Origin of the sequence: Stakelama marina, assembly GCF_018122655.1 — a bacterium.
In the GTDB taxonomy this organism is placed as follows: domain Bacteria; phylum Pseudomonadota; class Alphaproteobacteria; order Sphingomonadales; family Sphingomonadaceae; genus Sphingomonas; species Sphingomonas marina.
This window is the reverse complement of sequence record NZ_JAGRQC010000002.1, coordinates 668181-688888: the sequence shown is the minus strand read 5'-3', so window position 1 is coordinate 688888 and position 20708 is coordinate 668181. Positions and strand designations below refer to the sequence as shown.

The window sequence follows — 20708 nt, the reverse complement described above, 5'->3', positions numbered from 1 at the left end:
TGGCTTGGGATCGGCAATCCGGGACGCAACCGGTGGCGTCATCCGAATCGCAGATATTTGACGAGCGCCAGCAGGCTGAGGACGGGCCATGCAAGAATGAGGATCCAGACGATGCCCATTCCCACCATCATGCCGGTCGGCATGTCACTCGCGCAGTTCATCATGGTGTTTCTCCTTGTTCTTTCTTGGCCGACCGGCGGTGCAACAGCAGATAGCCGGCGGGAATAACCAGCATCGAGATGAGCGGTGCGGTGAACATGCCGCCGATCATGGGGGCCGCGATGCGCCGCATGACTTCCGACCCTGTTCCCGCGCTTATCAGGATCGGCAGCAGGCCCGCCAAAATCACCGCGACGGTCATTGCCTTGGGCCGCACCCGCAGCAGCGCCCCTTCGCGTACCGCGGCCGTAATTTCGGCAATGCTCGGATTGGAGCCACGGTCGGCGAGCGCCTGCTTGAGATAGACAAGCATCACCACGCCGAACTCGGCCGCGACGCCGGCAAGCGCTATGAAACCGACCGCGGTCGCGACCGACTGGTTGTAGCCGAGCAGATAGAGCAGCCACAGCCCGCCGGTCAGCGCGAACGGCAGCGTCGCCATGACGAGCAGCGCCTCGTCGAACCGCTTGAAGATCAGATAGAGCAGGACGAAGATGATGAGCAGCGTCGCCGGAACGACGATCATCATCCGCTGCTCGGCGCGCTTCAGATATTCGAACTGGCCGGTGTAGGACACGCTGACGCCCGGCGGCAGCTTCACCTGGCTACGAACCGCGTCCTGAAGATCCTCGACGACCGAGGCGATGTCGCGCCCGCGGCTGTCGATATAGATCCAGGTCGATGGCCTGCCATTCTCGCTCCGGAGCATCGGCGGCCCCGAACTTACCGTCACATCGGCGACGCTGCCGAGCGTGATTTGCTGTCGCGACGGAGTGAGGATCGGCAGCGCGCGCAGCTCTTCCAGGCTGTCGCGAATTTCGCGCGGATAGCGCACGCTGATCGGATAGCGGGCCAGCCCTTCGACCGTCTCGCCGATCGTCTGCCCGCCGATCGCGCTCGCAACGATCGATTGCACGTCGGAGATGTTAAGCCCGTAACGGCCGGCCCGCGCCCGGTCGATATCGACATCGATATAATGTCCGCCGGACAGCCGATCGGCGAGCGCCGAGGTGACGCCGGGGACCGATTTCGCGACGCCTTCGATCTTTTGCGCGACGCCGTCGATCGTCGACAGCTCGGCGCCCGAGACCTTGACCCCGATCGGGCTCTTGATGCCGGTCGACAGCATCTCAATCCGATTGCGGATCGGCGGGATCCAGAAGTTGGCGATGCCGGGAACCTTCACCGCCGCGTCGAGCGCGTCGACGAGCTTGTCAGGCGTCATGCCTTCGCGCCACTGATCGCGTGGTTTGAAATGAACGACGCTTTCGAACATCGTCAGCGGCGCGGGATCGGTCGCGGTATCGGCGCGCCCCGCCTTGCCGAAGACGGTTTCCACTTCGGGAACGGTCTTGATCATCCGGTCGGTCTGCTGGAGCAGCTCGGCCGCCTTGGCGGGCGAAACCCCCGGCAGCGTCGACGGCATGTAGAGCAGATCGCCCTCGTCCATCTGCGGCAGGAATTCGCCGCCGAGCTGACTGATGGGCCACAGGCTCGAGGCGAAGACGAGACCCGCGATCAGGATCGTCGTCTTCGGGCGGACCATGACCCAGTCGATCGCGGGACGGTAAATCCGCGTCAGCCAGCGATTGATCGGATTGGCCTGCTCTTCCGGTATCCGCCCGCGGATCAGATATCCCATCAGGATCGGAATGAGCGTGACCGACAGGATCGCCGCGCCCGCCATCGCATAGGTCTTGGTGAACGCAAGCGGCGCGAACAGCCGTCCTTCCTGTCCCTGCAGCGTGAATACCGGCACGAACGACAGGGCGATGATGAGCAGGCTGAGGAACAGCGCCGGCGCGACCTCGACGGCGGACGCGGTGACGAGGCGCCAGCGCGCCTCGCCCCTCAGCGTATCGTCGGGGTGAAGGTGGTTCCACCGCTCGATATGCTTGTGCGCGTTCTCGATCATCACGATCGCGGCGTCGGTCATCGCGCCCACCGCGATGGCGATGCCGCCGAGCGACATGATGTTCGCGTTGACGCCCTGGATGCGCATGACGATCAGCGCGATCAGCACGCCGAGCGGCAAGGTGAGGATCGCGACCAGCGCCGAGCGCGCGTGCCACAGGAACAGCGCGCAGACGAGCGCGACGACGATGAATTCCTCGAACAGTTTTTCCTTGAGGTTGTCGACGCCGCGATCGATCAGCGACGACCGGTCGTAGGTCGGCACAATCTCAACGCCGGGCGGGAGGCTCTTCTTGAGGTCGTCGAGCTTGGCCTTGACGTTGGTGATCGCCTGCCGCGCGTTCTTGCCCGACCGCAGCACGATGATGCCGCCCGCGACCTCACCTTGGCCGTTCAGTTCGGCGACGCCGCGCCGGATAGCGGGGCCGGTCTGGATCGTGGCGACGTCGCCGAGCGTGATCGGAATGCCGCCCGACACCGTGTCGACGGGGATCGCCCGGAAATCATCGAGATTTTCGAGATAGCCGCTGGCGCGCACGATATATTCGCTTTCCGCCATCTCGACGACCGAGCCGCCCTTTTCCTGGTTGGCGTTGCGAACGGCGCTGATCACGGCATCCTGGGTGATGCCGTAGGAGGCCATGCGTTCGGGATCGAGCACGATCTGATACTGGCGCACCATCCCGCCGATGCTTGCCACCTCGGCGACGTCGGGGACGGTCTTGAGCTCGTAGCGCAGGAACCAGTCCTGGATGCTCCTCAGCTGCGCAAGATCGTGCTGTCCGGTCCTGTCGACCAGCGCATATTCATAGATCCAGCCGACGCCGGTCGCATCGGGTCCGAGCGATGCCTTGGCGCCCTCGGGCAGCTGGCTTTGCACCTGGCTGAGATATTCGAGGACGCGCGAGCGCGCCCAATAGAGATCGGTGCCGTCGTCGAACAGAATGTAGACATAGCTGTCGCCGTTGAACGAATAGCCGCGCACCGTCCGTGCACCCGGCACCGACAGCATCGTAGTCGCGAGCGGATAGGTGACCTGGTCCTCGACAAGCTGCGGCGCTTGCCCCGGATAACTGGTGCGGATGATGACCTGCACGTCGGACAGATCGGGCAGCGCGTCGACGGGTGTGGTCTTGACCGCCCAGATGCCGACTGCGAGCAATGCCCCGACCATCAGCAGGACGAGAAAGCGCCCGCGAACACAGGCGCGAACGAGCGCCTCGATCATTTTTCGCCTCCCGCGCGGGTGATATTCGTCACGATGTGCGTTCCGTCCTGTTTGCGGAAGTGGAAGGTGACACGATCCCCCGACTTGAAGCCGCGTGTCAGTGCGGGTTTGGCGAGCGCGAAGGTCATCGTCATTGCCGGCCATTGCAGTGCCGGCACCGGCCCGTGCGAAATGGTGATCGCGTTGGGCTTGATGGCTTTGATCTTGCCGGTGGCGGGATAGTCCGCGCCGGCGTCTTGCGCCTTTTTCACGCTATCGGCGGGCGCCGGGCGCGGCGCGTCGAGCGGTCGGACCTGAAGGTCCGAGAGGCTGGCTTCGGAATCGACGAGGAACTGGCCCGAGGCGACGACCTTCTCGCCGGCGGCGAGACCGTCGAGGATTTCGGTCTGGCCTCCGCCCTCGCGGCCCAGCTTCACCTCGGCCGGCTGGAAGCGGCCATTGCCCGTCGCCAGCATCACGATGTCGCGCTTTCCGGTGCGGATCACCGCTTCGCTCGGAACGAGGAGATGCGGTTCGCCGCTTTGGCCGAGATGCACGGTGGCGAACATGCCGGGTTTCAGGCGGCCGCCGCGATTGGCAAGCTCGATGCGCACGGTAAGCGTGCGACTGGCCTCGGCGGCGGTCGGCAGAACCGCGATGATCCGGCCGGTGAAGCGTTCGCCGGGATAGCTCGCGACATCGGCGGCGGCGGTTTCGCCGACCCTGATCTGCCCGGCCTGCGCCTCGGGAACGGCGGCGTTGAGCCATACCGTCCCCAGCCCGTTGACTTGCGCCAGCGTCTGACCGGCGGCGAGCGTCATGCCAGAGCGCACGTCGAGCGTCTGGATGACGCCGCCGACAGGAGTCGAGATCGTCACCACATTCTGTTCGCGCCCGGTCCGGTCGACGCGCGCGATCAGGTCCTCCGGCATCCCGAGCAGTTTCAGCCGCTCGCGCGCCGCCGTGGCGAGGCTCTGATCGCCCGCACGCCGGAGCGCGAGATATTCGGCCTGCGCGCCGCCCCATTCGGGCACCAGGAGATCGGCGATCGGAGCGCCGCGCCGGATCAGGTCGCTCGGCGCCCGGCCATAGGTGCGCTGGACGAATCCGCCGGACCGTGCCTGGATGACCGCAACGTCGCGCTGGTTGAAATCGATCGTGCCGGTGACATCGACGCTCGACCGCAGCGTGCCCATCCGTGCGGTCGCGGTGCGGATGCCGAGATTTTGCATGACGCGCGGATCGATCTTGACGCCGGGTGCCGAATTGCCCGCCTCGTCGGCATATTTGGGGATGGTCTTCATGCCCATCGACGACAGCGTATCGGGATTGTCGTAATGCTCGGTCGGCACCATCGGGTCGTACCAATAGAGAATCTTGCGGCCGTCCTCGGCTGCCGCGCCCGACGGCGCGGCGCCGGTCTGTCCGGCCAGAAAATAGCCGCCGGCGCCGGCGGCCAGCGAGGCGACGCCGATTGCCGCGGCAATCCGCAGCTTCAGAGATTTGTCGAGGGTCACTTGGCGTCTCCGGTATAGGCGAACAGGATTTGGACGGCGACGCGCTTGAGCGCCGCTTCGCGTTCGAGAAGGTCGATTTCGGCATCGGCTAACGCGATCGTCTGGTTGAGTGCGGCGCCCAGATCGAGCCGGCCGGCGGCGTAGCTTTCCTGCGCGACGACGGCGCGCTTCTTCGACAGGGGCACCAGCGTGTCGCGCGCGCGTTCATATTGCTCGCGCCGCATGCGATAGTCGGCGAGATCGCTACTCAGCGCGGCACGGGCCTGACGCTCGGCGTCGATCCGCTCGAGCCGCGCCGCCTGTTCATCGCCGAGCCTTGCGTCGATCACGGGATCCTGCCGCTTACCGGCGAAGAGCGGAAGGTCGATCGAAACGCCAACCGACACGAAATTGCCGAACCGCGGCTGGCGGTGCGCGAACGACGCCTTCAGCGCCCAGTCGGGATGCTTCTCGGCGCGGGCGAGGCGGACATCGGCTTGCGCCTGACCAATGGCGGCATCGCGCACGCGCAGGCTGGGCAGCGTATCGATCCGCGCGGCCAGCGCTGTCGAGTCGATCTCCGTGGCAGGCGGCCGGCCTTCGACCTGGGGCGCGGCGATACCGGTCCAGCGCCGCAGCTCGGCGCGCGCCTTAGAGATCGCCGCCTCGCGCTCGCTCCGGCGGTCGGCAAGTTTGGCGGCAAGAATGTCGGGATCGAACGCCTCGGCGCCGGTGGCGCTGCCCGAGGCGAGCCGCGCGCCCATCGTCTTTTGCAGGTCGCCGATATCGCTCTCCAGTTTCGCGAGGATGTCGAGGCGCTTTTGGGCGAAATAGAGATCGACCCAGGCCAGCGCCGCGCCGAGCCTGGCCTCGCGAACCGCGACCGCCTCGCGCGCGTCGGCGGCGGTGATGTCCGCCGCCGCCCGGTCGGCGCGAGCATGGCGCTTCTTGAGATTGGGAAATTCCTGACGGACACCGATGGTTTGCCGGACGTAGCCGTTGGGCGTCACCGGCGCAGCCTGCGTCAACCGGAAGTCGTTGAAATCGAGATCGATCGTCGGATCGGGGAGCTGATCGGCGGCGACGGCGGAACGTCGCGCCGCCGCGGCTTGCTCCGAACGTGCCTCGACCGACGGTGCGTCGCCTTCGGCGCGTTCGACCGCCTGTCCGAACGTCAACGATTGCGCTGAGGCGGGTGTGGTTTGCACGACCGCCGCCATCCCAACGGTGATCGCCAGGCGCGCGGCGGCGCCTTGCATAGGGTTCTTCATTCGTGAGCCTTCGTGTCGCCGCGTACCAAGCGTGTACGGGCACGTCGCGAATCTGCCGCGCTCGCGGTGATGTCGCGGGAAGAGGCGCACGCCGCGGCGACGCAAAGGCCCCCATGTAACCGGGTAGCCGAGACGTCCGCCGCGTGGTCGCGGCGCCGTTGCCTAAAGGATCAGAGAGATGGGCGCGGAGGCGCGAGTGGGGGTGCGACCGTCAAGCCGGTCAAGCGCGCGGAGGACGGGGCGAACGCGATGTCGTCCGACAGTGCAACGCGACGCGCGATCGCCGGGTCGGCCGATGGCGCCATGACGCCGCTGCACCCGGCCATGCTGACAAGACAGGTCGCGAAATCGCAGCCTTGCTTGTCCGGGCCGCTCTTGTTGGTGTCGTTCATCATCCGCATGCAGTCGGCGGAAGACGACGTACTCGCAGTCACGGTCGCATCGGTTGAACGGGCATGCGCCAAGCCCTGCCCGCTCACGGTCAGTGCAAGCAGCGATAACAGGATCGAGTAGAGCACGGTTCGCAACACGCGCGATCCCTGCCATGCATCTGGCCGAATTGTCAACACCGAAAGCATCAGTGGCGGAATGTGGTGGCCTGCGAAAGGGACCAAATCTCTGACGGGTACTTTGCGTAGTAGTGTTTTCGCTTCTGCGGTGCAGTTGCTGAATTTCAAGTATTCGACTAAAGTTTACCCGAATAATACTTGTGGTAAATGCTTCCAACAGATCACAGTTATGCCGCCTCGGATTTGCCGAGCGGGGTTCGCCCGTGACGAGATCCGATCAATGGCAAACCCTGTCCAACCACGCTAATGGCGACAATCGGCGTCCTGCTCGGACGCAAGGCCGATGAGTATATGGGGAAAAGCGCGGAGGCGCTGGGCCGCGTGGCGCTGATCGTGATCGACGTATCGATGCTCCATCAACACATATGGGCCTAGCGGCGAGAGACCCCAACGTCGCTCAATGCGTCTGGGAGCTTGTCGTACGTCAGATAGGTCCTATCGCTTCCGCGACGCAGCGATATGCCGCACCGGCGAGGAATTCCTTGTGGCTGACGGGTGAAAGCAACTCCTCGATCGCGTGCCAGGGCTTGATGGCGGCATAGTCGCGGCTGACGCCGAACGGGCGGTTGATGAAGATTGCCAGGTCGATGAGCCATTTCGGCCAGTGCTCGGGTTCCTTCAGCCCGAGACAAGCGAAGCGTGCCCCCGGTTGCAGTCGATCTGCTACGCGCGCTACCACCTCGGCGTGATCGGGCAGCATTTCGAGTGCGAATGTTGCCACCGCGCCGTCAAGTGCGTCTGGCAAGTCGGCGGTTCTGAGGTCACCGCATCGTAGCTCCACATTGTCCCAACCGTTATCGGCGACCCGTTCACGGGCCTTGGCCAGCATTTCCGGAGAAAGATCGATGCCGACGACCCGGCCGGTCGGTCCGACCCTCCGGACCAACATCGCGAGGTTCGCGCCGGTCCCGCAGCCAAGATCGACGACCGTTGCGCCGGGCCGAAGGTTCAGCGCATCGATCGAAGTCGCGCGCTGTCGGCCAATTCCCGCGAGCCGGTAAATGACCAGAGCGGCGTCATAGAATTTCGCGGTCCTGCCATAGACCTTCTTAACTTGGTCATTCTCGAGAACCATCACTCGTCACGGTAGCATGTCGACTGCTCTTGCTGAAGAGGAGTATTGAAGCCATCCTCGCCAATTCATGCTATATCAATACATAGCCCGTGCGGCGTCAGGATACATTTTTGAGTTTGACTAAGCACGCGGTGGCACTATGGATGCACGCCGCATGCGAGGATTGATCGCTCTTGTTCTGGGAACGCTGCTGTCGCTGTTATTGGCGGCAAGTGCGGTCGCGCATGTCATGGAGGCGCCGGTTTCGCATCTTGCCGGCGCGGTCGAGTGCACCGCCGATAACGACGGCAAGACCGGCGATAGCGACGGTGAGAAGTCCGCACCGCACCCTCATGCCTCGCATTGCCATCACCTGACAGCACCTGTGGATGCGGTCGCGTCCGAGGTCCCGGTATCGCTGCGGGATATCGGTCTTGCGCTTCCGTCACGGCCGCTGGATCCGGCACCGGCCGACGACATGCTGAGGCCTCCGCGCGCCTGACAAATGCGTCCGCCCCCTCACGGGGGATGTCCGTTCGTCAGGAGATAATTCATGTATCGTATCGTCGCCGCGGCCTTCGCCGTGGCCGCGACCGGCTGGGGCACATCGCCCTTGTCGGCGCAAACCGTGGCCGGACCGCCGGCCACGATGGGGCCTGTCGCGCAAGGCGCGCCGCCAGTATCGTCCACGGCAAAGTTGCCGGAGCGGCTCAGCCTTGCGGAAGCGCTCGCCCTAGCGGCGGCTCGCTCGCCGCGCATCGTGGACGCGCAGAGCCAGGTCGACGCTGCGCGTGCACGCGTTCGCCAGGCTGGCTTTCGGGTAAACCCCACGCTCAGCGTCGAGGCTCAGAATTTCCTGGGCTCCGGCGCTTTCGAAGGGTTTCGAAGCACCGAGCTGACCGCCTCGATCAACCAGCAGATCGACCTTGCCGGCCACCGCAAGGCACGTGTGACGGTCGCCGAAGCGCGACTATTCGCTGAAACCTTGCGGCTGGCGATCGCTCGCGCCGACCTCATCCAGAACGTCCGGCAGCGCTTTGCCCGGGCGATAGCGGCGCGAGAGCAGCTTGCGGTCGCCCGCGACAATGCCGACCGGTCGCGTGAACTCGCTCGAATCGCGGGGGAACTGGTCGATGCCGGACGCGAGCCACCGCTTCGGGCGCTGCGCGCGCGCGCCGCGCTCGCCCGCGAACGGGCGGCGGTCGAGGCGGCGCAGGCCGAAGAGCAAGCCGCTCGCGCGGCGCTCGGTACGCTGCTTGGCAGCAAAACGCCGCCGGCACAGGTGGTCGGCGCTGTCGAGGTGCCGATGCCGGCCAGCATCAGTGCTCCGGAAGCGCTCGATGTGCTACTCGCCCGCGCGGAAACGGCGATTGCCGAAGCGCAGGTGAGCAACGCGCGGGCCGAGGGTCGGGTCGATCCGTCGATCGGTCTGGGTGTGAGAGCAGTGCGTGAGACCGGCGATGTCGGACTGGTGGCGGGCATATCGCTGCCGCTGCCGGTCTTCGACCGCAATCAGGGCAATATCGCTGCCGCCGGTGCCGAACGCGTCGCTGCGGAAGCGAGGCTGGTCGATGTCGAGAACCGGACCCGGGCGGAAATCGACACCGCGCGTGCCGAGCTGCGCGCCGCTGACGCGCGCCTGACCGCCCTGCGCGACAGCGGGATCGGCGAGGCAAAGGAAGCGCTGCGCCTTGCCGACCTGTCCTATCGCGCCGGCAAGTCGTCGCTGATCGAATTGCTCGATGCCCAGCGAAGCCTCGCGCTTCTCCAAACCGATCTGATCGATGCGCGGCGCGCCCGCGCGGAGGCAGCGGCGGCGCTTGCGCGCCTTGCCGCGCCCTTCACCCAGGGGACCAACTGACATGAATCGCAACATCATCGCCGCGTTCGCGGCAATCGCCATCATATCCGGCGGCACCGGATATCTGCTCAGCGGAAGCGGGGACGCATCGCCCGACCAGGCGCCGGCGACCGCGCCGGAAACCGCCACTACTCCCGACAGCGTCGCGATGACGCCCGAGCGGATCAAGGCCGCCGACATCGCGCTGGTCGAGGTCGGCCCGGGTGCGTTCGGGTCCGAAATCGTCGCCCAGGGGTCGATCGAGGCACCGCCCAGCGGCGTCGCCGTCCTCACCGCCGGTGCCGAGGGGCGCATCACCCGGATCACCAAGCAGATCGGCGACGCCGTCTCGCGCGGCCAGACGGTCGCCCGCATCGAGAGTCGCGACGCAGCCGATATTTCCGGCGACTTGCGTGCGGCGCAAGCGCGTGCCGCCCAGGCAAGGGCCGAATATGAGCGCGAGCAGCGCCTGTTCGATGCGAAGGTCACCGCCGAGGCCGATCTGCAAAAGGCCCGCGCCGACTATCAGGCCGCGGTCGCCGCAGTCGATGCGGCGCAGGGTTCCGCTGCCGCGGCGGGCGTGACCGGGCGCTATGTGCTGGTCCGATCGCCGATTTCGGGAAGCGTCACCGCGGCGCCGGCCAAGCTCGGCAATTATGTCAGCCCGGAAACCGAGCTGTTCCGCATCGCCAACCCCAATCTCGTCCAGGCGCAGGTCTCGGTGCCGGTCGCCGATGGCCGCCGGATCGAGCGCGGCGCGCGTGCCGTGATCGAGGCGGGCGGGCAGGAGATCCCGGCGCGGGTTCGCTCGGTCACGCCGTCCGCCAATCCCGAAAGTCGCACGCTGACGGTGATCCTGACGCCAACCGCCGGCCGTAGCATGTTGACGCCGGGTGATTACATCCGCGCTCGCATCACCGCCGCAAAGGGTGGTGAAGCCGGCCTGTCGGTCCCCGCCGAAGCGGTGCAGTCGGTCGGCGGGCGCGACGTCGTCTTCGTGCGGACGGACAAGGGCTTCGCCCCGCGCCCCGTGCAACTCGGCGCGCGCACCAGCGCGGCGGCGCAGATCCTGAACGGGCTGAAGCCCGGCGAGACGATCGCCGGCGCCAATGCCTTCCTCCTCAAGGCCGAACTCGAAAAGGGTTCGGGCGAGGAAGAGTGACCGGACCGATCAGGAGATACGCGACATGCTAGCCAAGCTAATCGACGGATCGGTCCGACACCGGTATCTGGTCCTCTTCATCATCGCGGCGATCGCGGCCTTCGGGTTGTTCCAGCTCAAGAAGCTGCCGATCGACGCGGTTCCCGACATCACCAACAATCAGGTGCAGATCAATTCGGTCGCGCCCGAGCTATCCCCCGTCAACATGGAAAAGCTGGTGACGTTTCCGGTGGAAACGTCGCTTGCGGGCATCCCGGGGCTGGAGACGACACGCTCGATCACCCGCAACGGGTTCAGCCAGGTCGTCGCGATCTTCAGCGACGATACCGACATCTATTTCGCCCGCCAGCAGGTCGGCGAGCGGCTTAACCAGATCGGCGACGCGCTGCCGCAGGGTGTGCAGCCGACCATGGGCCCGATCTCGACCGGTCTCGGCGAAGTGCTGATGTGGTCGATCCGCTATGCCGAGCCGGGGACCAAGGATGCCAAGGTGCGCGACGGCAAGCCGGGGCCGCAGAGCGACGGGTCCTATATCACGCCAGAAGGTCAGCGGCTGACGACCGAGACTGCCAAGGCCGCTTATCTGCGCACCGTTCAGGACTGGATCGTCGCGCTTCAGATGCGAACCGTTCCCGGCATTGCCGGCGTCGACTCGATCGGCGGCTACCAGAAGAAGTATCTGGTCCAACCTGACCCCGCGAAGCTTTCCTCCTACGGCCTGTCGTTCATGGATGTCGCCGACGCGCTCGAACGCAACAACCTCTCGGTCGGCGCGAACTACGTCAACCGCGGGGGCGAGGCGTTCCTCGCCCGGGTCGATGCGCGCATCACCTCGATCGACCAGATCGAGAATGCGGTGATCGCTGACCGTGCCGGCGTTCCCATCCGCCTGTCCGACGTCGCCTCGGTTTCGATCGGCGGCGAGCTGCGAACCGGCGCGGCATCGGAAAACGGCAATCAGGCGGTGATCGGAACCGCGCTGATGCTGCTCGGCGAAAACAGCCGGGCAGTCGCGCAGGACGCTGGCGAAAGGTTGGAACAGATCAGGCCGTCGCTTCCGCCGGGGGTCGAATTGCAGGTCACGCTCGACCGTTCGAAACTGGTCAACGCGACGATCGAGACGATCCAGAAGAACCTGACCGAAGGTGCGCTGCTCGTCATCGTGTCGCTGTTCCTGCTTCTCGGCAATTTCCGCGCGGCGATCATTTCCGCGCTCGTCATCCCGTTTTCGTTTCTGATGATGGCGATCGGGATGAACTGGCTGAAAGTGCCGGGCAATCTGATGAGCCTCGGCGCGCTTGATTTCGGGCTGATCGTCGATGGCACGGTGATCATCGTCGAGAATTTCCTGCGCCGCATGGCGGAACGGCAGGAACATGAAGGCCGGCTGCTGAACGTCGGCGAGCGGCTCGAGGAGGTTGCGGGCTCGGTCAAGGAGATGATCCGGCCTTCGTTGTTCGGACAGGCGATCATCCTCATGGTGTTCGCGCCGCTGCTGACCTTTACCGGCGTCGAGGGCAAGACCTTCTCGCCGATGGCGATCACGGTGATGCTCGCACTGGTCGCGGCTTTCATCCTATCGATGACGTTGGTGCCCGCGCTACTGGCGGTGGTCATCCGCGGACGGGTCGCCGAAAAGGAGGTGCGGGCGATTGCCTGGCTCAAGGATCGCTATGCCCGCGGCCTGCCGCGCGCGCTGGCGCGCCCCTGGGTCACGATCGGAACGGGCGTCGCGGTGTTTGCGCTGTCGCTCGTCGTGTTCCAGTTCGTCGGGCGCGAGTTCATCCCGCAGCTTGATGAAAAGGACTTTGCCGTCTCGGCGATTCGCATCCCCTCCACCTCGCTCGAACAATCGGCGAAGATGCAGCGCGACGTCGAACGCGCGCTGATGAGCGTGCCAGAGGTCGACTACGTATTTTCCAAAACCGGCACCGCCGAGGTGGCGTCCGATCCGATGCCGCCGAACCGGTCGGACAGCTTCGTGATGCTCAAGCCGGAGGAGGAATGGCCCGATCCGGACCTCAGCAAGGCGGAACTTGCGAAGAAGCTCGATGCGAAGCTGCAACCGCTCGTCGGTAACGCGTTCAGCTTCACCCAGCCGATCGAGATGCGGTTCAACGAACTCATCTCGGGCGTGCGTGGCACGGTCGCGATCTCGCTTTATGGCGACGATCTCGACCAGATGGCGACGACGTCGGAACAGATCGCACGCGTCCTGCAATCGATCGACGGTGCGGCCGACGTTCAGGCCGACCAGACCGGCGGGTTTCCGACGCTCGACTTCCGCTTCGATCGCGCCGCGATCTCCGGGCTAGGGCTGCAGGTCGAAGATGTCGCCAAGACGGTTTCGGCCGCACTCGGCGGCCGCGAAGCAGGCGTGGTGTTCGAGGGTGATCGCCGGTTCGACGTTGTCGTGCGCATGCCAGACGCCACCCGCGACAATATCGACGCGATCGGTGCGATTCCGGTCATGTTGCCGCAAGAAGCGAGCGCAGGACGCCATTCGGTGCCGCTGCGACAGCTCGTCGACTTCAAGGAGGTCGAGGGGATCAACCAGATCAGCCGCGTCAACGGTAAGCGGCGTGTCGTCATCCAGTCGAATGTGCGCGGGCGTGATGTCGGCACCTTCGTCGCCGAAGCGCAGGCGAAGGTCCGAAGCCAGGTCGATCTGCCAGCGGGCATGTATCTCGAATGGGGCGGGCAGTTCCAGAGCCTGCAGGCGGCGTCGCAGCGGCTGATGATCGTCATTCCCATCGCGGCGGTGCTGATCTTCGTTCTGCTCTTGATGGCGCTGGAAAGCATCGGGATGGCGGCGGCGATCTTCGCCGCGGTTCCGCTGGCGATTTCGGGCGGCATCTTCGCGCTGTTCCTGACCGGGCAGCTCTTCTCGATCTCGGCGGCGGTCGGCTTCATCGTGCTGTTCGGCGTCTCCGTGCTGAACGGTCTGGTGATGATGACCAGCATCCAGGCCAGGCTCAAATCGGGCATGGAAGTCGGCGAGGCGATCGAGGGCGGCGCGATGGAGCGCTTCCGCTCGGTGCTGATGACGGCGATCGTGCCGTCGCTCGGCTTCGTGCCGATGGCAATCGCGCACGGCACCGGCGCCGAGGTGCAGAAACCGCTGGCGATCACGGTGATCGGCGGACTCATCACCGCGACCATCCTGACGTTGTTCGTGCTGCCGGCGATCTCGAAGCTGGTGCTTGGCCGGAAGCGGAAGAATGCGGTCGCCGAGCTTCATCACGAAGCTACGACCGTTTGAGGACAGGAGAAACGAAATGAGTGAAGAAACGATGTTGCTTCGGCTTTATACCGACGAGAATGCCCGCCACGGCGATGAAGCAGTAATGGATTTGGTCATCCGGCGCGCGAGGCGCGCCGGGCTGGCCGGCGCGACCGTCCTGCGCGGCCGGGCGGGTTTCGGTGCCCGAACGGCGCCGATCCATGAGCATCACGCGTTCGGTATCGCGGACAATCTGCCGGTGGTGATTGAAATGGTCGACCAAGAGGCTGCGCTCCGTGCGTTCGCCCATACGGTCGCCGATCTTCATCATATCGGCCTGATGACGCTCGAGCGCGTCGAAACGCTGATGCCGCTTCGGCGCGACTGACAGAAAGGGAAAGGACCATGGGCGGTCATCACCACCACGGACATGATCACGGCCATTCGCACGCCGGGCACGGCCATGCTCCGGCGAGTTTCGGCACGGCGTTCGCGGTCGGCATCGGCCTGAACGTCATATTCGTGGTGATCGAGGCCGCCTATGGCATTCTATCCAATTCACTGGCGCTTCTCGCAGACGCCGGTCACAATCTGAGCGACGTTTTCGGGCTCGTCATCGCCTGGGTGGCCGTGCTCGTCGCGAAGAAGGCGCCGACCTGGCGCTATACTTACGGCCTGCAGGGCAGCTCGATTCTCGCAGCGCTCGCCAATGGCGTGTTCCTGATGCTGGCAGCGGGCGCGATCGCCTGGCAGGCGGTGCTGCGCTTTTCCGATCCCGAGCCGGTCGCCGGTAATACGGTGATGATCGTCGCCGCGATCGGCATCGCGATCAACACCGGCACCGCGCTGATGTTCATGCGCGGCCGCAAGGGCGACATTAACATCCAGGGCGCGTTCCTGCACATGGCGGCCGATGCGGCCGTGTCGGCGGGCGTGGTGCTCGCCGGGCTCGCCATCCGCTATACCGGGTGGAATTGGCTCGACCCGGTCACCAGCCTCTTGATCGTCGCGGTTATCGTCTGGAGCACTTGGGGGCTGTTGCGGGAGGCATTCGCCATGTCGCTCAACGCCGTGCCGTCGGGGATCGATGCGAAGGCGGTGGAGGAGCATCTGGCGCAGATCGACTGCGTGACGGCGGTACACGACCTGCACATCTGGGCGATGAGCACCACCGACACCGCATTGACCGCACATCTGGTCGTGCCCGCCGAACACGACCGCGATGCGTTTCTCCACGACGTTGCCGCCGACCTGCACGAGCATTTCGGTATCGACCACACCACGCTCCAGATCGAGCGCGATCCCAAGGCGTGCGCGCTCGAGCCGGCGGACGTGGTGTAGCATCGTGCAGGCGCTCACCTACACGCTCATTCCCCTTGCCGCGCTTGCGATCGGCGCCCTGACGACGCTTCGCTTCAATGCCGGACCCCTGCTTCGCAGCGCCGTCCAGCATCTCGCAGCGGGCGTGGTATTCGCGGCGGCCGCGGGTGAGATTTTGCCCGACGTCAAACATGGCGGCTCGCTGCTCGCGGTCATCGTCGGCGCACTTACGGGTATCGCGGCGATGCTGCTGCTCAAGGCATATAGCAGCCGCACCGAGGGGGCGACCGGGCTCGCTGTGGCCACCGGCCTCGACCTCGCCATCGACGGATTGGTGCTCGGACTGGGCTTCGTCGTGGGGGCGCGGCAGGGCATGCTGCTCACCATCGCATTGACGCTGGAGGTGCTGTTCCTCGGCTTGACGCTGGTCGGGGCATTCGCCGAGACGCTTTCGCGTGGACGCGCGGTGTTGATGACCATGCTTGTCGGCCTGGCGCTTCCCATTGGCGCGCTGCTCGGCCAGCCGATTGCTGCGCTACCCGAAGCATTTCGCACCGGCTGCTATGCCTTCGGTCTGATGGCGCTTCTCTATCTCGTCACCGAGGAACTGCTGGTCGAGGCGCATGAAAAGCCCGAGACGCCGGTCGCGACGGGCATGTTTTTCCTCGGATTTCTTGCCATTCTGGTCATCGAGGAATTGATGCGCGGGTAAGGCTTTGCCAAAAAGGAGCATGGCCAGCTATCTCGCTTATGTCGGTGCGGCTTTCGCGGAAATCGCCGGCTGCTTCGCCTTCTGGGCGTGGCTTCGGCTCGACTGGTCTTCGCTCTGGGTTCTGCCCGGCATTGCGTCGCTCGCGCTTTTTGCATGGTTGTTGACACTCGTCGACACGGACAGGCCGGGCGCGCTTTTGCAGCCTATGGTGGTGTCTATATCATGGCGGCGATCGGCTGGATGTGGATTGTCGAGAAGACGCCCCCCGACCGCTGGGATATCCCGCCGCGGTGTGCCTCGCGGACTCGGCCGTCATCCTCTTCGCCCCGCGGTCGGCCTGAGCGGAATGACCGAAATGGCTTATAGGCGACCGGACGCCCTTCTTCGCTGATCGCGCAAAGCGGCTATCATCCGCAGGCCGCGCCACCAGCCCGTCGTCCACAACAGCCAAACGGTGGTCGAAGAAGGCGTGGCGGTCAAACCGAGCCGCTGTAACTGCGCGCGGAGCATCTCTGACATCGGCAGCAAGCACCCCAGTGCGCCGATGCTGGCGGCGAGCAGAACAATGATGAGGGGACGTCTCACGCCTCTTGCCGCGATGCCATCTTCACCCTTCGCTCCGGGACGGCGGACCTTCGGGCGCCAAAGCCTGCAGGATGTCGCATTCGCCGATTGCCCCGCCTGTGCAGGAATTCACCAACCCGCTCAGTTCGCGCCGCAGCGACGAAAGGTCGACGATCTTACGCTCGACTTCCGCAAGGTGCTGACGCGCGATGGCGTCGACGCGTTCGCAATCGGCGCGGGCGTTGCGTGTCAGCGCCATCAATTCGGTGATCTGCTCCAGCGAAAAGCCGAGATCGCGCCCGCGCTTGATAAAGCTCAGCCGAGCGAGCGCGGCCGCGTCATAGTCGCGGTAGTTGCCGGCGTTCCGCGCCGGCTTCTCGAGCAGCCCGCTCTTCTCATACCAGCGGATGGTTTCAACGCGAACGCCGGTGCGGCGCGCGAGTTCGCCAATGCGCATGTGCCGATCCCTTGACCCTGTAGCGACTTCAGGGAGCATATGGCGTTCATGTTTGATTTTTCCACTCCGCACGGAGACCGCGATGCCATGTTGTGATTGCTCGTCCGAGGAGGCGCCGGCCAATGATCCCCATTGGCGGCGCGCGCTGTGGATCGCGCTCGCGGTCAACGCGGCAATGTTTGCAGGCGAGATTGTCGTCGGCCTTGTTTCGGGATCTCAGGCGCTACGCGCCGACGCGCTCGATTTTCTCGGCGATTCGGCCAATTACGCGATCAGTCTGGGCGTCGCAGGTTCGGCACTTGCCTGGAGAGCGCGAGCGGCGGTCGCCAAGGGTGCAACGCTTGCGCTCCTGGGAATGTCTGTCCTGGTTTCGACAGCGATCGCGGCATGGCATGGATCGGTGCCGCACGCCGATATGATGGGCGTGGTCGGGATCATCGCCCTTGTCGCGAATGGTGGCGTGGCAGTCATGCTGTTCCGCTATCGCGACGGCGATGCCAACCGGCGATCGGTTTGGATTTGCTCGCGCAACGACGCCATCGGCAACATCGCGGTTGTGGCAGCCGCAGCCGGCGTGTTCGGGACCGGCACGGCATGGCCCGATCTCATCGTCGCCGCGATCATGGCAGCACTCGGCATATCGGGCGGATGGCAGATTCTGCGCCACGCGATGCGCGACCTGTCCGAGGCGCGATCGGCACGGGAATCCGTCTCGATCTGAAATCTGAAAGTAAGAATGCGTTGCAATAGCCTTGACCCTATAGCGGCTTCAGGGATTATTGCGCGCGCTATGAACTTCCGGGAATCGCATCCGACATCGCGTCTCGCCTACCGCAGCACAGCGACGCAACGGCTCTTGCTGGCGCTTCTGACGGCGATGATGCTGGTGATGGTTGGCGGCGCTGCCTCGGCGCAGACGGTAGACGCCGGAACTGCCGGTAAGGTGACAACGACCTGGAAGCTGCTCGACTATATGGCGGTCGACTATGACGGGGCGGTGCGCAACGGCAAGATCGTTAGCCGCGGCGAATATGCCGAAATGACCGAATTCGCGGCCACCATCGTGAGCACGATCGGCGATTTACCCAGCCGACCCGGCCGTAGCGCGCTTGTGCAGCAGGCGGGGGCCCTACAGCGTCAGGTCAAGGCGAAGGAAGGTGGCGACCGGATCGCCGCGACTGCCCATGCGCTGTCAAAGGCGCTTCTCGCCGCATACCCGGTCGCGATCGCGCCCGAGACGCCACCGGATGTCGCGCGTGGCGACCGGTTGTTCGCCGACAACTGCGCCGCCTGTCACGGCGCCAGCGGCAATGGCAAGGGACCCAACGCCGCTGCTCTGGATACGCCGCCGATCGCCTTTACCGATGCCGGCCGCGCTCGCAAACGAAGCCTTGCCGCGCTCGAGCAGGTGATCACACAAGGCATCGACGGAACGGCGATGCAGAGCTTTCGCGATTTGCCGCCCGGCGATCGCTGGGCGCTGGCGTTTCGGGCGGGTGAATTCGCTTTTTCCGAAGCCGATGTTCAGCGCGGCAAGGCGCTCTGGCGAAACGAGGCTGCCATCCGATCGCGCATTCCCGACCTGAAAGCGCTGGTTACGACGACGCCCGCCGCGCTGGGCGAGGCGATCGGCCAGCAAAAAGCCGACGTCGTGATGGCCTATCTGCGCATGCACCCGGAGGCGGTGGCGCGCGCCTCGACAGGGGGAGCCGGCGACTCCATCGCGGTCACTCGGACGAAGCTCGATGCGAGTTTGGCAGCATATCGCGCCGGTGACGCGAAAAAGGCGAAGGCGCTGGCGCTTTCCGCGTATCTTGACGGGTTCGAACCCATCGAGCCGCTTTTGAGCGCCAAGGACGCCGGCCTGATGGCGAATATCGAGACCCGCATGGGGGCGTTCCGCGCCGGCATCGGCGACGGAATCTCGTCCGGCGAGCTGGCGTCACGGGCCGCGGCGATCGAAACGCTGCTCGACGATGCGTCGGCTGCACTGTCCCCGCAAGCGTCAAGCGCCGTTTCGACCTTTCTCGGAGCGTTCACCATTCTCCTGCGCGAAGGCCTGGAAGCTCTGCTCATCGTTGTCGCCATGCTTGCCTTTCTTCGCAAGGCGGAGCGGGTCGATGCCCTTCGTTATGTGCATGGCGGCTGGATATCCGCTCTCGCCGCCGGCGGCGCGACCTGGGCGGTGGCCACCTACGCGATCGGCATCAGCGGCGCGAGCCGCGAGCTGACCGAAGGGCTGGGCTCGCTCCTGGCTGCGGTGGTTCTGCTGTCCGTCGGGATCTGGATGCACGGCAAGAGCCACGCCGACCAGTGGCAGCGCTATATCCGCAAAAAACTTTCAGGTGCGCTCAATCGCCAATCCGGCTGGTTTCTGTTCGCGCTGGCTTTTGTCGTTGTCTACCGCGAGGTGTTCGAGACGATCCTCTTCTATGCGGCTCTTTGGGCGCAGGGTAACGGCGCGGTGATGCTGCTCGGCGCGGGCGCCGCCATCGGCGTGCTTGCGCTGATCGCTTGGGCGATGCTGCGCTACAGTCGCTCGCTGCCGATCGGCACCTTCTTCCGCTACAGCGCATGGCTGATGGCGATCCTTACGGTGGTGCTGGCCGGCAAGGGTGTCGCCGCGCTTCAGGAGGCCGGTTGGATTGATATCGCGCCGCTCGCCGAAATGCCGCGAATCTCAATGCTCGGAGTGTTTCCAACGTGGCAATCGGTGCTGGCGCAGATTGTCGCGCTGGTCGCGATCGTGATTGGATTCGTCCTGAACGACCGGCAAAAGCGGCCGCAAACCGCCGCGTAAATGGTGGCTGCCACGTGCGAACCGCGCGACCACAAGTTCAGGGTATCGCAGCGCGGTCTGGCTATTCCGCCATCGGCGCCTGCCAGATTCCTTTGGCGGCGTCGGCATTTATGACGCCGATGATGAGATCGGGATAGACAGACCGCCACACGATGGTGACCAAGCCCGCGACGATGATTGGAATATTGGCGAAGACGTCGGTACCGGCAACCGCAATAGCAAGATCGGTCTCGGCCATTTGAGTTCAGCGACCAGAGACCTTTGCGCATCGCGTGTCCGCCCAACGCGAAAGTCTACGCGATGCCCAGCGCCGTCTGGGCAATGTCCAACCGATACGGACCGATTCCGACAAAGTCCTCGACGTCCGGCGGACGACGTAGTGGGGCCGCAAGCGGGCTTCTACGGCGCGCGTCGTGGCGGTTACTACCTCAGAGCCCGCAGTCAGAATAGCGGATGAATTGCCATGCGCGAGCGCAATCGCTTCGCGAGGATGCAGGTGCGGAATGGCTTGCGTTAGTCCGTGCTATTAGGCGCGCAGGCGAGCAACAAAGTCATCAATACTTGACTTTAGGATCAAGCTGCGACGGCCGATATGAACCAGTTCCAGCTCACCCGAGCCAATCAGCTCGTATAGTTTTGTTTTGCCGATACCCAGCATCTGTGCCGCTCGATCGGCGCGGACGCAAATGGGCGTATCGAGCCGGTCTCGGTCAGGCACGCAGCTTGAATCAATTGATCCACTCATGATTTTGCCCGCCGCGCTTTTGCGAAGCCTCGATCGCTCTCGAGAAAACTGGTGAGCATATAGGGAACGAGGTTACCGACCGGCTCGGCCCGGCCATAGACTGCCTCGTAGACGGCGGCGTATTCGGTTAGCGCCTGATGTAGATCCGGGGCCAGGTTGATGGTCATCTTGACCGGCTTTCGCTCAGGCAATTTTGCAAGTTTCAGGTCGGGCAT

20 protein-coding genes and 1 pseudogene are annotated in these 20708 nt (G+C 64.8%); 11 read left to right on the top strand and 10 right to left on the bottom strand.

Features of this window, described 5'->3' with window-relative positions; all coding sequences use genetic code 11:
• Positions 1-38 precede the first annotated feature (38 nt).
• The 5 genes from J7S20_RS09750 to J7S20_RS09730 form a co-directional block, all read right to left on the bottom strand.
• Positions 39-164: a hypothetical protein gene (locus J7S20_RS09750; protein WP_284054012.1), complete on the bottom strand. Its 126-nt coding sequence runs from the start codon at positions 162-164 to the stop codon at positions 39-41.
• Positions 161-3301: an efflux RND transporter permease subunit gene (locus J7S20_RS09745; protein ID WP_284054011.1), complete on the bottom strand. Its 3141-nt coding sequence runs from the start codon at positions 3299-3301 to the stop codon at positions 161-163. Before J7S20_RS09745 ends, J7S20_RS09750 begins: the two co-directional genes overlap by 4 nt.
• Positions 3298-4797, bottom strand: a complete 1500-nt coding sequence (locus tag J7S20_RS09740; RefSeq protein WP_284054010.1) for an efflux RND transporter periplasmic adaptor subunit — start codon at positions 4795-4797, stop codon at positions 3298-3300. Before J7S20_RS09740 ends, J7S20_RS09745 begins: the two co-directional genes overlap by 4 nt.
• On the bottom strand, positions 4794-6047 hold the full coding sequence (locus tag J7S20_RS09735; RefSeq protein ID WP_284054009.1) for a TolC family protein: 1254 nt from the start codon (positions 6045-6047) through the stop codon (positions 4794-4796). The genes J7S20_RS09740 and J7S20_RS09735 overlap by 4 nt, the downstream gene beginning before the upstream one ends.
• A gap of 170 nt (positions 6048-6217) precedes the next feature.
• Positions 6218-6625 carry a hypothetical protein gene (locus J7S20_RS09730; protein ID WP_284054008.1) on the bottom strand — a complete coding sequence of 136 codons (408 nt, stop codon included), beginning with the start codon at positions 6623-6625 and terminating at the stop codon, positions 6218-6220.
• A 237-nt stretch (positions 6626-6862) separates the two neighbouring features.
• Here J7S20_RS09730 and J7S20_RS09725 point away from each other — a divergent pair, with 237 nt between their 5' ends.
• Positions 6863-6991 carry a manganese efflux pump gene (locus J7S20_RS09725; protein WP_284054007.1) on the top strand — a complete coding sequence of 43 codons (129 nt, stop codon included), beginning with the start codon at positions 6863-6865 and terminating at the stop codon, positions 6989-6991.
• A 49-nt stretch (positions 6992-7040) separates the two neighbouring features.
• Here the strand turns inward: J7S20_RS09725 and J7S20_RS09720 are convergent, their stop codons facing one another.
• Entirely contained in the window at positions 7041-7691 is a 651-nt protein-coding gene (locus J7S20_RS09720; RefSeq protein ID WP_284054006.1) for a class I SAM-dependent methyltransferase, read from the bottom strand.
• Positions 7692-7830: 139 nt separating this feature from the next.
• On the opposite strand from J7S20_RS09720, the gene J7S20_RS09715 reads away from it, so the two are divergent.
• The 8 genes and pseudogenes from J7S20_RS09715 (at position 7831) to J7S20_RS09680 (ending at position 16268) form a co-directional block, all read left to right on the top strand.
• Positions 7831-8172, top strand: a complete 342-nt coding sequence (locus J7S20_RS09715; RefSeq protein WP_284054005.1) for a hypothetical protein — start codon at positions 7831-7833, stop codon at positions 8170-8172.
• 51 nt (positions 8173-8223) lie between these two features.
• Positions 8224-9531 (top strand): TolC family protein, encoded by a 1308-nt coding sequence (locus tag J7S20_RS09710; protein WP_284054004.1) that lies wholly within the window; start codon positions 8224-8226, stop codon positions 9529-9531.
• 1 nt (position 9532) lies between these two features.
• Positions 9533-10672, top strand: coding sequence for an efflux RND transporter periplasmic adaptor subunit (locus tag J7S20_RS09705; protein WP_284054003.1), 1140 nt, complete (start codon positions 9533-9535; stop codon positions 10670-10672).
• A gap of 25 nt (positions 10673-10697) precedes the next feature.
• Entirely contained in the window at positions 10698-13934 is a 3237-nt protein-coding gene (locus J7S20_RS09700) for an efflux RND transporter permease subunit (RefSeq protein ID WP_284054002.1), read from the top strand.
• Positions 13894-14283 carry a DUF190 domain-containing protein gene (locus J7S20_RS09695; RefSeq protein ID WP_284054001.1) on the top strand — a complete coding sequence of 130 codons (390 nt, stop codon included), beginning with the start codon at positions 13894-13896 and terminating at the stop codon, positions 14281-14283. The genes J7S20_RS09700 and J7S20_RS09695 overlap by 41 nt, the downstream gene beginning before the upstream one ends.
• Positions 14284-14300: 17 nt before the next feature.
• Complete coding sequence (locus J7S20_RS09690; RefSeq protein WP_133494281.1) at positions 14301-15236, top strand: cation diffusion facilitator family transporter; 936 nt, start codon at positions 14301-14303, stop codon at positions 15234-15236.
• A 4-nt stretch (positions 15237-15240) separates the two neighbouring features.
• The gene (locus J7S20_RS09685; RefSeq protein ID WP_133494280.1) at positions 15241-15927 is read left to right on the top strand and encodes a ZIP family metal transporter; all 687 of its coding nucleotides are present in this window, start codon (positions 15241-15243) and stop codon (positions 15925-15927) included.
• A gap of 19 nt (positions 15928-15946) precedes the next feature.
• Positions 15947-16268: pseudogene (locus J7S20_RS09680) on the top strand (YnfA family protein).
• Positions 16269-16534: 266 nt separating this feature from the next.
• On the opposite strand, the gene J7S20_RS09675 reads toward J7S20_RS09680, so the two are convergent.
• Positions 16535-17116: a MerR family transcriptional regulator gene (locus J7S20_RS09675; protein WP_313915009.1), complete on the bottom strand. Its 582-nt coding sequence runs from the start codon at positions 17114-17116 to the stop codon at positions 16535-16537.
• Here J7S20_RS09675 and J7S20_RS09670 point away from each other — a divergent pair.
• Both J7S20_RS09670 and J7S20_RS09665 read left to right on the top strand, forming a co-directional pair.
• Complete coding sequence (locus J7S20_RS09670) at positions 17031-17669, top strand: cation efflux transmembrane domain-containing protein (protein ID WP_133494278.1); 639 nt, start codon at positions 17031-17033, stop codon at positions 17667-17669. The two genes, J7S20_RS09675 and J7S20_RS09670, sit on opposite strands and share 86 nt — an antisense overlap.
• 156 nt (positions 17670-17825) lie before the next feature.
• Positions 17826-19748 carry an FTR1 family protein gene (locus J7S20_RS09665; RefSeq protein ID WP_373287493.1) on the top strand — a complete coding sequence of 641 codons (1923 nt, stop codon included), beginning with the start codon at positions 17826-17828 and terminating at the stop codon, positions 19746-19748.
• A 61-nt stretch (positions 19749-19809) separates the two neighbouring features.
• Here the strand turns inward: J7S20_RS09665 and J7S20_RS09660 are convergent, their stop codons facing one another.
• The 3 genes from J7S20_RS09660 to J7S20_RS09650 form a co-directional block, all read right to left on the bottom strand.
• The gene (locus tag J7S20_RS09660; protein WP_162848763.1) at positions 19810-19986 is read right to left on the bottom strand and encodes a hypothetical protein; all 177 of its coding nucleotides are present in this window, start codon (positions 19984-19986) and stop codon (positions 19810-19812) included.
• A gap of 288 nt (positions 19987-20274) precedes the next feature.
• Positions 20275-20493, bottom strand: a complete 219-nt coding sequence (locus tag J7S20_RS09655; RefSeq protein WP_133494276.1) for a helix-turn-helix domain-containing protein — start codon at positions 20491-20493, stop codon at positions 20275-20277.
• A complete protein-coding gene (locus tag J7S20_RS09650; protein ID WP_133494275.1) occupies positions 20490-20708 on the bottom strand; it encodes a DUF2274 domain-containing protein in 219 nt (72 codons plus the stop codon). Before J7S20_RS09650 ends, J7S20_RS09655 begins: the two co-directional genes overlap by 4 nt.

Coding starts and splice junctions, on each gene's coding strand:
- J7S20_RS09750 (WP_284054012.1), bottom strand. CDS start 164: ATGATGAACTGCGCGAGTGACATGCCGACCGGCATGATGGTGGGAATG.
- J7S20_RS09745 (WP_284054011.1), bottom strand. CDS start 3,301: ATGATCGAGGCGCTCGTTCGCGCCTGTGTTCGCGGGCGCTTTCTCGTC.
- J7S20_RS09735 (WP_284054009.1), bottom strand. CDS start 6,047: ATGAAGAACCCTATGCAAGGCGCCGCCGCGCGCCTGGCGATCACCGTT.
- J7S20_RS09730 (WP_284054008.1), bottom strand. CDS start 6,625: ATGCTTTCGGTGTTGACAATTCGGCCAGATGCATGGCAGGGATCGCGC.
- J7S20_RS09725 (WP_284054007.1), top strand. CDS start 6,863: ATGGCGACAATCGGCGTCCTGCTCGGACGCAAGGCCGATGAGTATATG.
- J7S20_RS09720 (WP_284054006.1), bottom strand. CDS start 7,691: ATGGTTCTCGAGAATGACCAAGTTAAGAAGGTCTATGGCAGGACCGCG.
- J7S20_RS09715 (WP_284054005.1), top strand. CDS start 7,831: ATGGATGCACGCCGCATGCGAGGATTGATCGCTCTTGTTCTGGGAACG.
- J7S20_RS09710 (WP_284054004.1), top strand. CDS start 8,224: ATGTATCGTATCGTCGCCGCGGCCTTCGCCGTGGCCGCGACCGGCTGG.
- J7S20_RS09705 (WP_284054003.1), top strand. CDS start 9,533: ATGAATCGCAACATCATCGCCGCGTTCGCGGCAATCGCCATCATATCC.
- J7S20_RS09700 (WP_284054002.1), top strand. CDS start 10,698: ATGCTAGCCAAGCTAATCGACGGATCGGTCCGACACCGGTATCTGGTC.
- J7S20_RS09695 (WP_284054001.1), top strand. CDS start 13,894: ATGCGGTCGCCGAGCTTCATCACGAAGCTACGACCGTTTGAGGACAGG.
- J7S20_RS09690 (WP_133494281.1), top strand. CDS start 14,301: ATGGGCGGTCATCACCACCACGGACATGATCACGGCCATTCGCACGCC.
- J7S20_RS09670 (WP_133494278.1), top strand. CDS start 17,031: ATGCCATGTTGTGATTGCTCGTCCGAGGAGGCGCCGGCCAATGATCCC.
- J7S20_RS09665 (WP_373287493.1), top strand. CDS start 17,826: ATGATGCTGGTGATGGTTGGCGGCGCTGCCTCGGCGCAGACGGTAGAC.
- J7S20_RS09660 (WP_162848763.1), bottom strand. CDS start 19,986: ATGGCCGAGACCGATCTTGCTATTGCGGTTGCCGGTACCGACGTCTTC.
- J7S20_RS09655 (WP_133494276.1), bottom strand. CDS start 20,493: ATGAGTGGATCAATTGATTCAAGCTGCGTGCCTGACCGAGACCGGCTC.
- J7S20_RS09650 (WP_133494275.1), bottom strand. CDS start 20,708: ATGCCCGACCTGAAACTTGCAAAATTGCCTGAGCGAAAGCCGGTCAAG.